Origin of the sequence: Streptomyces sp. S063 (genome assembly GCF_002832675.1) — a bacterium.
GTDB lineage: Bacteria > Actinomycetota > Actinomycetes > Streptomycetales > Streptomycetaceae > Streptomyces > Streptomyces sindenensis.
The window spans coordinates 3,579,146-3,591,884 of sequence record NZ_CP021707.1; the positions used below are offsets into that span (position 1 = coordinate 3,579,146).

The window sequence follows — 12,739 nt, forward strand, 5'->3', positions numbered from 1 at the left end:
CCCATATCCCGGCCCCTCAATGCATTCGCGAACTCGGAGCGTTCATTGATATCGAGCCACACGACCCGCCCCCAGGCCGGTCACAAGGCCCGCAGCAAGCGCCTGCGCAACTCTGTCGTCGCAGCCGTCGTATCCGGTGGCGTGATGCTTGGGGTCATGCCTCTCGCGTCGCCCGCCCAGGCCGCCGCCGCCCTGCCGACGCTCAGCGCCAAGGGCGCGTTCCTGCAGGACAGGGCGACCGGCGCCAAGAAGTACGGCAAGGCCGCCGACATCAAGCGGCAGATGGCCAGCACCACCAAGGTCATGACGGCCGCCGTGGTCCTCTACACCCCAGGCGTCGATCTGTCGCGCAAGGTGACCATCTCGCAGACCTACCGCGACTACGTCACGGCCCAGGGCGCCAGCACGGCGGACCTGAGGACCGGCGACAAGGCCACGGTCCGTCAGCTGCTCCACGCCCTGATGCTTCCGTCCGGCTGCGATGCGGCGTACGCGCTCGCCGACACCTTCGGCGTGGGCTCCACCCGGGCCGCCCGGACCAAGCAGTTCATCGGCCAGATGAACGCCAAGGCCGCATCGCTCGGGATGACCAACACCAAGTTCGACTCGTTCGACGGCATTTCGGCGACCGGGAACAACTACTCGACCCCGCGCGACCTCGCGCAGCTCGCCAGCTACGCGATGCGGGGCTCGACCCTGCGCGGCATCATGAGCACCACCAAGTACGTGGCCCCCATACCGACCAGCACCGGCGCGGTGCGCACGTACACCTGGTACAACACCAACCAGCTGCTCGGCTCCTACAGCGGAGCCGTCGGCATCAAGACCGGCACCGGCACCGCGGCAGGCCCCTGCCTCCTCTTCGCCGCCACCCGGGGCGACAAGACGTTCGTCGGCGTCATCCTGAACGGCACCGACCGCTACAACGACGCCGCCAAGCTGCTCGACCACTACTACGGTTCCACCACCGCGGCGACCATGAAGCTGCGCACGCTGCCCCAGGGCGCACAGCGCGACTGATCCGGCACCGGACACGACAGAAGGGTGCGGCCACCGGCGGTGGCCGCACCCTTCGTGCCATCCGTTCCGGAGGAACGCGTCACGCCCAGGTGATCAGGCGCTTCGGCTGCTCCAGGATCGCCGCCACATCGGCCAGCACCTTGGAGCCCAACTCGCCGTCGACCAGGCGGTGGTCGAACGAGAGGGCCAGCGTGGTGACCTGACGTGGCTTCACCTTGCCCTTGTGGACCCACGGCTGGAGCTTGATCGCACCGACCGCCAGGATCGCGGACTCGCCCGGGTTGAGGATCGGCGTACCGGTGTCGACGCCGAAGACGCCGACGTTGGTGATGGTCACCGTGCCGCCGGCCATCGCCGCCGGGGACGTCTTGCCGTCCCGGGCCGTGGTGACCAGCTCGCCCAGCGCTTCCGCGAGCTGCGGCAGCGTCTTGTCGTGCGCGTCCTTGATGTTCGGCACGATCAGACCGCGCGGGGTGGCCGCCGCGATGCCCAGGTTCACGTAGTGCTTCTGCACGATCTCCTGGTTGGCCTCGTCCCAGGCGGCGTTGACCTCGGGGTTCCGCTTGATCGCGACGAGGAGGGCCTTGGCGATGATGAGGAGCGGGTTGACCCGCACCCCCGCCATGTCCTTGTCCTCCTTGAGCTCGGCCACGAGCTTCATCGTGCGCGTCACGTCGACCGTGACGAACTCGGTGACGTGCGGCGCGGTGAACGCGCTGCCCACCATCGCCTGCGCGATGGCCTTGCGGACGCCCTTGACCGGGATCCGGGTCTCGCGGGCGGAGTCGGAGGCGCCGGCGGGAACAGCGGCCGCCGGAGCCTCGGGGGCCACCGGGGACGCGACCGCCGCGGGAGCCTCGGGAGCGGCCGGGGCCGCCGCCGCGTGGACGTCCTCACGGGTGATGATGCCGTCCTTGCCGGTCGGCACCACCGTCGCCAGGTCGATGCCCAGGTCCTTGGCCAGCTTGCGGACCGGCGGCTTGGCGAGCGGCCGGCCGGCCTCCGGAACACCGGTCCGCGCCGGGACGGCGGCCGGTGCAGGCGCCCCGTGCCCGTTCAGCTCGGCCTGCACCGCCGCCGCGACGGCGGCGGCCTCGGGCGCGGCGGCCGCACCCTTGCGCGGGCGGCGCTTGGTGGAGCTCTCGGCGACGCCGTAGCCCACGAGGACCGGCGTACGGCCCTTCGGCTCGGCTTCCGCCTCGGGCTCGGACACCGGCTCCTGGGCCGGGGCGGCGGCGGCCGGCGCGGGCGCGTCACCGCTGCCCGGGGCCACGTCGATCGCGATGATCACCTGACCCACGTCGACGGTCGTGCCCTCGGGGAAGCGCAGCTCGTGCACCACCCCGTCGAACGGGATCGGCAGCTCGACGGCCGCCTTCGCGGTCTCGACCTCGCACACGACCTGGCCGTCGGTGACGGTGTCGCCGGGCTGGACGAACCACTTGAGGATTTCGGCCTCGGTCAGTCCTTCGCCCACGTCGGGCATCTTGAACTCACGGAAGCGAGCAGACGTTTCGGTCATCGTCGTCACGAACCCTCTCCTCAGAACGCCAGCGAGCGGTCGACGGCGTCGAGCACCCGGTCCAGGCCGGGCAGGTACTCGTCCTCCAGCCGGGCCGGCGGGTAGGGGACGTGGTAGCCGCCGACCCGCAGTACGGGGGCCTCGAGGTGGTAGAAGCAGCGCTCGGTGATCCGGGCGGCGATCTCCGCGCCGGAGCCGTAGAAGACGGGCGCCTCGTGGACGACCACGACCCGGCCGGTCTTCTCCGCCGACTTCTGGATGGCGTCGAAGTCGATCGGGGCCATCGAGCGCAGGTCCAGGACCTCGATCGACTTGCCCTCCTCCTGCGCGGCCGCGGCCGCCTCCAGACAGACCTTGACCATCGGCCCGTACGCGACGAGCGTGAGGTCGCTGCCCTCACGGGCGGTCACGGCCTTGTGCAGCGGGCCGGGGATGGACTCGGTGTCGACCTCGCCCTTGTCCCAGTAGCGCCGCTTGGGCTCGAAGAAGATCACCGGGTCGTCGCTCTGGACGGCCTGCTGCATCATCCAGTACGCGTCGCTCGCGTTGGACGGCGAGACCACCTTCAGGCCCGCGACGTGCGCGAAGAGCGCCTCGGGGGACTCGCTGTGGTGCTCGACGGCGCCGATGCCGCCGCCGTACGGAATGCGCACGACGACCGGCAGCTTGACCTTGCCGAGCGCGCGGGCGTGCATCTTGGCGAGCTGCGTGACGATCTGGTCGTACGCGGGGAAGACGAAACCGTCGAACTGGATCTCGACGATGGGCCGGTAACCGCGCAGGGCCAGGCCGATGGCGGTGCCGACGATGCCGGACTCGGCGAGCGGGGTGTCGATCACCCGGTCCTCGCCGAAGTCCTTCTGGAGCCCGTCGGTGATCCGGAAGACGCCGCCGAGCTTGCCGACGTCCTCACCCATGATGAGGACCTTGGGGTCGGAGTCGAGGGCGAGGCGGAGCGACTCGTTGAGCGCTTTCGCGATGGACATCTTTTCCACGGCCATGGCTACTTGCCCTCCTCGGCAGAGTCGGCGAACGATGCCTGGTAGGCCGCGAACTGGGCCCGCTCCTCGTCCACGAGGGAGTTCCCGTCGGCGTAGGCGTGGTCGAACAGGGACATCGGCTCCGGATCGGGCATCGCGCGTACCGCTTCCCGTACCCGCTTGCCGAGGGTCTCGCTCTCCTCGTCCAGGGCGGTGAAGAACGCCTCGTCGGCGTGGCCGGACTTCTCCAGGTACGTCCGCAGCCGCAGGATCGGGTCCTTGGCCTCCCACGCGGCCCGCTCCTCGTCGGCCCGGTACTTCGTCGGGTCGTCGGAGGTGGTGTGGGCGCCCATGCGGTACGTGAACGCCTCGACCAGGGTCGGGCCCTCGCCGCGACGAGCCCGCTCCAGGGCCCACTTGGTCACGGCCAGACACGCGAGCACGTCGTTGCCGTCGACACGGACACCGGGGAAGCCGAAGCCCTGCGCACGCTGGTAGAGCGGCACACGGGTCTGGCGCTCGGTGGGCTCGGAGATCGCCCACTGGTTGTTCTGACAGAAGAAGACGACCGGGGCGTTGTAGACCGCGGAGAAGGTGAACGACTCGGCGACGTCGCCCTGGCTGGAGGCGCCGTCACCGAAGTACGCGATCACCGCGGAGTCCGCGCCGTCCTTGGCGACGCCCATGGCGTAGCCGGTGGCGTGCAGCGTCTGGGAGCCGATGACGATCGTGTACAGGTGGAAGTTGTTGCTGTTCGGGTCCCAGCCGCCGTGGTTCACGCCGCGGAACATGCCGAGCAGGTTGGTCGGGTCGACGCCGCGGCACCAGGCGACCCCGTGCTCCCGGTAGGTCGGGAAGACGTAGTCGTCGTCGCGCAGGGCGCGGCCACTGCCGATCTGGGCGGCCTCCTGGCCGAGCAGCGAGGCCCACAGGCCCAGCTCGCCCTGACGCTGGAGGGCGGTCGCCTCGGCGTCGAAGCGGCGCGTGAGCACCATGTCCCGGTACAGTCCGCGCAGTTCCTCCGCGCTCAGGTCGATGCTGTAGTCCGGGTGCTCGACGCGCTCGCCCTCGGGCGTCAGCAGCTGTACGAGCTGGGGCTCGGCGCTCTGCGGCTTCTTCGCGGCGCTGGTCCGCTTACTGGCGCGTCGCGGTTTACGCGCGGCGGCAGTGCTCTCCACGGTCACGTGCGTGCTCCTCCGTCGGTCCGGCCCCCGGGGTCCGCCGGGAACCAGTGCGGCTCGCCTGAGTCCGGAGCCGTGCACGGGGTGGGTGCCGGTCGGGCCGGGATCAGGCGTGACAGGTGCCCCGGCGAGCGCCCTGTCATAGGCACGTTACCCAGTGCTTCGCATAACTGCGAAACCCTATCTGACCTGCGATTTTGCTTGGATTTCCAAGTAAATCGAAAAAAACGCGAAGCGCTGCTGGTCAGGGCACTGGAAACAGCCTTGCAGGCCGCCGGAACAACGGCACGTTATCCCGCGGATCAGCGTCAGGGAAGAGCGGAGGGGAAGCGAGTATGTGAGACTGCGATCGTGAGCGAAGATGGAAAAATCACGGTATTTCTGCTCGACGATCACGAGGTTGTCCGGCGCGGCGTCCATGAGCTGCTCGCCTCCGAACCGGATATCGAGGTGGTCGGCGAGGCCGGTACGGCTGCGGACGCCCTGGCGCGGATCCCGGCGACGCGGCCCGATGTGGCGGTGCTCGACGTGCGGCTGCCGGACGGCAGCGGGGTGGAGGTGTGCCGGGAAGTCCGTTCCCAGGACGAGAACATCAAATGCCTCATGCTCACCTCGTACGCCGATGACGAGGCACTTTTCGACGCGATCATGGCGGGCGCCTCGGGTTACGCACTGAAGGCGATCCGCGGCAGTGAGCTGCTGAATGCCGTACGGGACGTGGCGGCCGGAAAATCCCTGCTGGACCCGGTGGCGACCGCCCGGGTGCTGGAGCGGCTGCGCGACGGCGGGACCGCCAAGGGCGACGACCGGCTCGCGGGCCTCACCGAGCAGGAGCGCAAGATCCTGGACCTGATCGGGGAGGGGCTGACCAACCGGGTCATCGGGGAGCGGCTGCACCTCGCCGAGAAGACCATCAAGAACTACGTGTCCAGCCTGCTGTCCAAGCTGGGCATGGAGCGCCGCTCGCAGGCCGCCGCGTACGTCGCACGGCTCCAGGCCGAGCGACGCTGAACCGCCCCGGACGGCGGGGCCCGCGGCGGGACTTTGGTCCCGCGCCACCCGGGGCAGGCGACTCTTACGCGGCCCCTACGCCCGGGGGACAGTGGAAGCCATGTCCTTCGACTCCCTCGGATCCCCCCGCGAACGCCGCGCGGTCGGCACGGTCGAGCGGCCCGGGCCGGCCGAGCCGCTCGATCTGCTCGGCCGGGTCCCCTACGGCCGTCTCGCGACCAGCATGCGGGCCCTGCCGTTCCTGACGGTGGCCCGGCACATCGTGAGCGACGGCCACATCCTGCTGCGGATGCACCGGGGCTTCGGCCACCACGAGGCGTGCGACGGGAGCGTCGTCGCGTACGGGGCGGACAACTACAACGACGCGGCCTCGGGCGACGGCGGCAACCTGTGGTCGGTGCAGTTCACCGGGCCCGCCGAGATCGCGCAGCTCTGCCCCGAGCAGGAGGAGCTGTTCGGGGCGGCCCCCGTGAGCGTCAACGGGGAGCCCTACGCGCCCGCGTACCTCCGGGTCGATCCGCACTTCGTCACGGAACACCGGCTGGACTTCTGAGACGTCGGCTCCGTGGTGCCTTAGCGCACCGGTGGGCGTCACCGCAAGTCCGCGAACCGGCCACGCAGAGTGATCTAACATCTGGTAAGTGCCGCGCTCATATGTCACTCGTCCACCTGTTCCCCCGGTCGGCAAGGTGCTGCGCCGATATCCGGGCGTGGGCGAGCCGCTCGCCTGCGAGCCGATCACCAAGGGCCTGCTGAACCACGGATACCGCGTCTCCACCACGAGCGGTTCCTACTTCCTCAAGCATCATCTCGACAAGAAGCACCTGGACGACACCAGCGGCGAACGCGCCGCGATCGTGCGCCAGCACCGTGCCACCCAGCGCCTCCAGTCGCTCGGCGTCCCCGTCGTCCCGCCCCTGTCGGACACCCGGGGCGAGACCGTCACCGTGATCGGCGAACGCTGCTACGCCCTGCACCCCTGGGTCGACGGCCTCCACCGGGCCGGCGCCCAGCTGACCCTCGCCCAGTCGCGCCGGCTCGGCACGCTCCTCGGCACCGTGCACACCGGCCTGGAACAGGTGATGGCGCCGCGCGACGGCCCGCCGCGCGCGAGCCCGCCCGCCCGGCCGGGGCACCGCAGCCCGGACCCCGCCGACACCTTCGCCCTGATCGACGATCTGCTGGCCGCCGCGCGCGGCGAGGACGGCCGCTCCACCCCGCGCGACGCCTTCGACGAACTCGCCGAGCACCGGCTCGTGGAGCGCCGCGCCCTGCTCGAACAGCACGCCCACCGCCGCCCGCCCACACCGGAGGGGCCCGCCACCGGCTGGGTGCACGGGGACTTCCACCCGCTGAACCTGCTCTACCGGGGGGCCGACCCGGTCGCGATCGTGGACTGGGACCGGCTGGACGTACAGCCGCGCGCCGAGGAGGCGGTACGGGCGGCGGCGATCTTCTTCGTCCGGCCGGCCGGGGAGCTGGACCTCGCGAAGGTCCGCGCCTACGCCCGGGCGTACCGCCGGGCCACCGGGGCGGGGGCCGGGGAGCTGGCGGCCGCGGTGCACCGGGTGTGGTGGGAGCGGCTCAACGACTTCTGGATACTGCGCTGGCGCTACCGCCTGGACGACCGCAGGGCCGACCCGCAGTTTCCCGCGGTGTCGGCCCTGGCGGTGTGGTGGACGCGCGAGTACGAGGCGGTGTGCGCGGCCTTCACGGAGTGACTCAGCCCGTCGTGGCGCCCAGCGACGTGTCGCCGGGCGTCGTCCCCGTACCGCCGTCGTCCCCGCCGGCCCCGCCGTCGGCGGCTCCTCCGCCCGGGGTGCCGGGGTCGGTCGTCGGGTCCGTGGGCTCGCCCGTGGGCTCCCCGGTGCCGCCCTCGTTGGTGCTGCCGTCCGATGTGCCGCCGTCCGTGTCGCTCGGCGTCGGGGACGGGCTGAAGGTGGGCTCGCTCGGGGTCGGGTCCGGGGTGAAGGGCGGCGGGTTCGGCTGCGTCTGGCCGCCGTTGGAGGTGTCCGGCTCCTCCGGCTCCTCGCTCTCCTCCTCGGTCGGCTCGTCCGACGGCTCCTCCTCGGACTGGCTGACCGAGGTGGACGGGGTGACCGGCTTCTTCTTGTCGCCGTCGCCGTCCTGCGCCGCGCTGATGGCGAAGGCGACGCCCGCGCCGATCGCGACCAGCGCGAGCAGGACGAAGAGCCACATCTTGCCCCGCCCGCCGGGACGCCCCTGCCCGCCGTCGTACCCCCCGTCGTCCGGGTTGTACGGGGGCAGGATCGGGCCCTGCGAGGTGTCCCCGTGCATCGGGTGGCCCGCGCCCATCACCTGGGTGGAGCCGGCCATACCGTGCGGCGGGGTCCGGCCGCCCTCGTGCAGCGCGACCGGGCCGGTGTTCCAGGTGCCCGTGTGGCCGCCCTGGGCCTGGAGCATCTGCAGGCTGTACTGGACGAGCCCGCGCATCTCCTCGGCGCTCTGGAACCGGTCGTCCGGGTCCTTCGCCAGCGAGCGCATCACCATGCCGTCCAGCTCCGGCGGCACCACGTCCGAGACCTCGGAGGGCGGCACCGGGATGTCCTGGACGTGCTGGTAGACCACCGAGAGCGGGGTCTCCCCGGTGAACGGGGGCCGCAGCGCCAGCAGCTCGTAGAGCAGGCAGCCGGTGGCGTACAGGTCGGACCGGTGGTCGACGGCCTTGCCGAGCGCCTGCTCGGGGGAGAGGTACTGGGGCGTGCCCATGACCATGCCGGTCTGGGTCATCGTCGACTGCGCGCCGTGCAGCGCGCGGGCGATGCCGAAGTCCATCACCTTGACCGCACCGGAGTCCGTGATGATCACGTTGGCAGGCTTGATGTCACGGTGCACGATGCCGTGCTGGTGCGAGTACGCGAGGGCTTCCAGCACGCCGGAGACGATGATCAGCGCCTGCTCGGGCGGCGGGGCCTCGGCGGTCAGGAGCAGATCGCGGATGGTGTGGCCCTCGACCAGCTCCATCACGATGTACGGGACGGTCTGACCGCCCACGACGTCCTCGCCGGAGTCGTACACGGCGACGATCGCGTGGTGGTTGAGACCCGCGACGGACTGTGCCTCGCGGGTGAAGCGGGCCTTGGAGACCGGGTCCTCGGCCAGATCGGAACGGAGCAGCTTCACCGCGACCGTGCGTCCGAGCCGGACGTCCTCCGCCGCGTAGACCTCTGCCATGCCGCCCCGGCCGAGCCGGTGGGTCATCCGGTAACGGCCGTCACCGACGACGCCGCCGACGCCCCAGGAGTCGGTGCCATCCGAAACTCCGCCGCCGTTTGCTTCGGAATCGGGTGCCATCAGTCCTCGCCGTCGTATCTGTCCGCGCGTCCGCGGGTTCTCACGGTGCCTTGCTGCATTGCCACGTCACGCTACAGCCTCCGCCGGACACCCCGGTTCCGCTGCGGCAGGATCATCGGTCCGCCCGGCGCGTCCTCCCCACGCATGTGATGCGTTTCCTGTAACGCTTCCGAGACGCTTCTTGTGCGTAGGGTCACGGAACGGGCACCCGGCTTGACGTGTCGGACCCCTACGGCAGACTTGGCGCGTAATCGCGTTGTACGGGAACCGCGCCGCACGCAATCACGTCAGACAGAAAACACGTCGGGCAGAGAAACCGCGTGCGACCGCGCGCCGCCGAGGGGGATGCAAGTCATGAGCCAGGACGGCGCACAGGGCCGCTATGCGGGCGGGGCGGTCGCGGGAGGCCGCTACCAGCTGCGCGACCTGCTCGGCGAGGGCGGGATGGCTTCCGTCTACCTGGCCTACGACTCCGCCCTGGACCGGCAGGTCGCGATCAAGACCCTGCACACCGAGCTCGGCCGCGAGCAGTCCTTCCGCGAGCGCTTCCGGCGCGAGGCGCAGGCCGTCGCCAAACTCCAGCACACCAACATCGTCTCCGTCTTCGACACCGGCGAGGACGAGCTCGGCGGCGCGCTGATGCCGTACATCGTCATGGAGTACGTCGAGGGGCAGCCGCTCGGCTCGGTGCTGGCCGCCGACATCCGTCAGCACGGCGCGATGCCGGCCGACAAGGCCCTCAAGGTGACGGCGGACGTGCTCGCCGCGCTGGAGACCAGCCACGAGATGGGCCTGGTCCACCGGGACATCAAGCCGGGCAACGTGATGATGACCAAGCGCGGCGTCGTCAAGGTCATGGACTTCGGTATCGCCCGTGCCATGCAGTCCGGCGTCACCTCGATGACCCAGACCGGCATGGTCGTCGGCACCCCGCAGTACCTCTCCCCCGAGCAGGCCCTCGGCCGCGGCGTCGACGCCCGGTCCGACCTGTACTCGGTGGGCATCATGCTCTTCCAGCTGCTCACCGGCCGGATCCCGTTCGACGCGGACTCGCCGCTGGCCATCGCGTACGCGCATGTGCAGGAGGAGCCGGTCGCGCCCTCCAGCATCAACCGGTCGGTCACCCCGGCGATGGACGCCCTCGTGGCCCGCGCCCTCAAGAAGAACCCGAACGAGCGCTTCCCCAGCGCCGCCGCGATGCGCGACGAGATCGCCCGCGTGCTCAACGCCTCCGGCGGGCAGACCGGCGCCCCGATGATCGTGTCCGGCGGGGGGCCCGCCAACAGCGGCTCCGGCGTCGGCTCGGCGGTGTTCCCGCCGGTCGACCAGAGCGCTCCGGCACCCCAGAGCGTCCAGACGCCGTACCAGCCCCACCCGCACCAGCAGCCGGGGCCGTACAGCCAGCCCACCCCCGCGCCCGCCCCGAGCTACGGCTACCCGCAGTCCGGCCAGGTACAGGGCTACCCGACCCCGGGTCCGCTGTCGCACCAGACCCCGCCGCCGTACTCGATCAGCCCGCAGCACGCGACGGCCGTCGGCACCACCGACCGCGCCGGCTCCAAGCGGAACATGCCGGTCATCGTCGGCTCGATCGTCGTGGCCCTGCTGGCCGTCGGCGGTCTGATCACCGCGATCGCCCTCCAGGGCGGCGGCAAGGACGACGAGGCGGGCAAGGGCGGCGAGACGGGCACCGAGCAGGTGGAGGGCTACCGCCCGCCGGAGCGCAATCGGACGATGAAGGAAACGGAGTGCTCGAACGCCTCCGAGGACTCCAACGACCCGAAGAAGGTCCGCGCACCGAACTTCATCTACAAGGACATCCTGTCGGCGAAGTCGTGCGCGGCCGCGGCGGGCTGGACGATCAAGGTGATCGAGGAGCCGGGCAACACCTACGCCGAGGACCAGGTCGTCGGCCAGTTCCCGTCCTCCGGTGCTGCGGTCGACGAGCGTGGCGCCCACTTCGAGCTGAAGGTCTCCACCGGCAAGCCGTCCTGAACCACCGGCAGACCGTCCTGAACACCGGTAACCCGTCCTGAAACGTCGGTGTCCGAAGGTGATCGTTACGGTTCACGGATCTCGCCGGATCTTCGTCATGGACCGGTACGTGGACCGTTAACAGGCCCCTGCCTTCCGGATACCGCGTCCGGGATGCCGGATGCGGGGCCCCGTGTGACGCTGATCTCATGGGTCCAGGACTTCCGGCCGCATGGTCGTCGAGGTGTGCGGTCTGTCTGCTGGCGGCGGCCGGAGCGGCGCTGGGGCCGTCGGTCGGCCCCGCTCACGGTTCCTCGGCGCCCGACGGTCCGCCTTCCGTCACCGCCGCGGGACCGGGAACGTCGAGCCCCGCCGCCGCCGCGTCCTCGCCCCCCGGCCCGTCGGGCTCCGCCTCACCCTCGGCAGTCCCCTCCGCGCTGCCCCTGCCGTCCGGCGTTCCGGCTTCGGGAGCGTCGGGGACCGGGCCGGCCGCGTCCGCTTCGGTCTCCCCGGCGGCGACCGGTAGCGGGGCGCAGATCCCCGCCGGAGCCGGTTCCGGGCCCGAGGGCGACGCGCCGGAGCCCTCTTCCTCCCCTTCCGCCTCGCCCGAGGTGTCCGGTTCGACCGCACCCCTGGCCGGGCGTGAGGCCGGAGCGGGCAAGACGCGCCCCGGGCGGTCGCTGTCGCCGATGGAGCTGGCGCGGGCGGAGGACCCCGTCGCGGAGGAGCCGCCCGAGGAGGTCGGCGAAGGGCTCGCGGACCCGGTCGACCTGCCGGCTTCCACCCCGCCGGCCGACGCCTTCAGCGATCCGGGGCAACGGTCCGGGCAGGCGCTGGACGCCGCAGCCGTGCGGCGGGTGCAGGAGGTCTCGCTCGGTACGGGCATCGCCCTGGTCGGGCTGGGACTGGGCTTCCTCGCGTTCCGTATGCGCCGCGCGAACTGAGGCGGCCTACGCCACTGAGCGTCATGCATCGCGCGAACCGGGCGTTCATCGCCACGCGCATGCGGCGTCGCGCCCCCTTCCGTCCGGCTCCCGGGAGACTTGCCAAGGCGAACATACTCGGTATACATACTCAGTATGTCCATTCGTCACGGCCTGCTGGCCCTGCTGGAGCGGGGCCCTCGTTACGGGTCCCAGCTCCGCACCGAGTTCGAGTCGCGCACCGGCTCCACCTGGCCCCTGAACGTCGGCCAGGTCTACACGACGCTCAGCCGGCTGGAGCGCGACGGCCTGATCGTCCAGGACGGTTCGGACGACGCCGGGCACGACCTCTACACGATCACCGACGAGGGCCGCACCGAACTGCGCAGCTGGTTCGAGACGCCCGTGGACCGCACCAGTCCGCCCCGCGACGAACTGGCCATCAAGCTCGCCATGGCCGTGGGGGCCCCGGGCGTCGACATCCGGGACGTCATCCAGTCCCAGCGCCACCACACGCTCAAGGCGATGCAGGACTACACCCGGCTCAAGGCCCAGGCCCTCGCCGACGTCCCCGCCAACCGGGACGAGGTCGCCTGGCTCCTCGTCGTGGAGCAGCTGATCTTCCAGGCGGAGGCCGAGGCCCGCTGGCTCGACCACTGCGAGTCCCGGCTCGTCCGCCTCGCCGAGGCCGCCGCCACCGAGCCCTCCACCGAGCCCGGCCCCACGGCCACCCGCGGTCCGGCCCGGGCGCTGGCCGACCGGGCCCGCTCCAGGCGCTGACACACCGGCGCCGCCGCTCCTGCCCGACCCGGA

General features: G+C 71.2%; 11 protein-coding genes. 7 read left to right on the forward strand and 4 right to left on the reverse strand.

The window, feature by feature from the left end:
• The first annotated feature begins 156 nt into the window (after positions 1 to 156).
• Positions 157 to 1,020, forward strand: a complete 864-nt coding sequence (locus tag CCZ36_RS16280; protein WP_237302675.1) for a D-alanyl-D-alanine carboxypeptidase family protein — start codon at positions 157 to 159, stop codon at positions 1,018 to 1,020.
• 79 nt (positions 1,021 to 1,099) lie between these two features.
• Here CCZ36_RS16280 and CCZ36_RS16285 read toward each other — a convergent pair whose 3' ends face one another.
• The 3 genes from CCZ36_RS16285 to pdhA are packed head-to-tail and all read right to left on the reverse strand — an operon-like array spanning position 1,100 to position 4,706.
• Positions 1,100 to 2,551: a dihydrolipoamide acetyltransferase family protein gene (locus CCZ36_RS16285; protein WP_128817943.1), complete on the reverse strand. Its 1,452-nt coding sequence runs from the start codon at positions 2,549 to 2,551 to the stop codon at positions 1,100 to 1,102.
• 11 nt (positions 2,552 to 2,562) lie between these two features.
• Positions 2,563 to 3,543, reverse strand: a complete 981-nt coding sequence (locus CCZ36_RS16290; protein WP_069735760.1) for an alpha-ketoacid dehydrogenase subunit beta — start codon at positions 3,541 to 3,543, stop codon at positions 2,563 to 2,565.
• A gap of 2 nt (positions 3,544 to 3,545) precedes the next feature.
• The gene (gene pdhA / locus CCZ36_RS16295) at positions 3,546 to 4,706 is read right to left on the reverse strand and encodes a pyruvate dehydrogenase (acetyl-transferring) E1 component subunit alpha (RefSeq protein WP_069743635.1); all 1,161 of its coding nucleotides are present in this window, start codon (positions 4,704 to 4,706) and stop codon (positions 3,546 to 3,548) included.
• Positions 4,707 to 5,054: 348 nt separating this feature from the next.
• On the opposite strand from pdhA, the gene CCZ36_RS16300 reads away from it, so the two are divergent.
• From CCZ36_RS16300 to CCZ36_RS16310, 3 genes are all read left to right on the forward strand, one after another.
• Entirely contained in the window at positions 5,055 to 5,714 is a 660-nt protein-coding gene (locus CCZ36_RS16300) for a response regulator (RefSeq protein WP_069735758.1), read from the forward strand.
• 100 nt (positions 5,715 to 5,814) lie between these two features.
• A complete protein-coding gene (locus CCZ36_RS16305) occupies positions 5,815 to 6,267 on the forward strand; it encodes a pyridoxamine 5'-phosphate oxidase family protein (protein WP_128817944.1) in 453 nt (150 codons plus the stop codon).
• A gap of 136 nt (positions 6,268 to 6,403) precedes the next feature.
• Complete coding sequence (locus tag CCZ36_RS16310) at positions 6,404 to 7,435, forward strand: phosphotransferase (RefSeq protein ID WP_128819541.1); 1,032 nt, start codon at positions 6,404 to 6,406, stop codon at positions 7,433 to 7,435.
• A 1-nt stretch (position 7,436) separates the two neighbouring features.
• Here CCZ36_RS16310 and CCZ36_RS16315 read toward each other — a convergent pair whose 3' ends face one another.
• Positions 7,437 to 9,029: a protein kinase domain-containing protein gene (locus CCZ36_RS16315; RefSeq protein ID WP_128817945.1), complete on the reverse strand. Its 1,593-nt coding sequence runs from the start codon at positions 9,027 to 9,029 to the stop codon at positions 7,437 to 7,439.
• A gap of 354 nt (positions 9,030 to 9,383) precedes the next feature.
• On the opposite strand from CCZ36_RS16315, the gene CCZ36_RS16320 reads away from it, so the two are divergent.
• The 3 genes from CCZ36_RS16320 to CCZ36_RS16330 all read left to right on the forward strand — a co-directional run bounded on the left by CCZ36_RS16320 (position 9,384) and on the right by CCZ36_RS16330 (position 12,706).
• Positions 9,384 to 11,024, forward strand: a complete 1,641-nt coding sequence (locus CCZ36_RS16320; protein ID WP_069735754.1) for a protein kinase domain-containing protein — start codon at positions 9,384 to 9,386, stop codon at positions 11,022 to 11,024.
• A 188-nt stretch (positions 11,025 to 11,212) separates the two neighbouring features.
• On the forward strand, positions 11,213 to 11,947 hold the full coding sequence (locus CCZ36_RS16325; protein ID WP_128817946.1) for a hypothetical protein: 735 nt from the start codon (positions 11,213 to 11,215) through the stop codon (positions 11,945 to 11,947).
• 135 nt (positions 11,948 to 12,082) lie between these two features.
• Complete coding sequence (locus CCZ36_RS16330; protein ID WP_128817947.1) at positions 12,083 to 12,706, forward strand: PadR family transcriptional regulator; 624 nt, start codon at positions 12,083 to 12,085, stop codon at positions 12,704 to 12,706.
• Positions 12,707 to 12,739 lie beyond the last annotated feature (33 nt).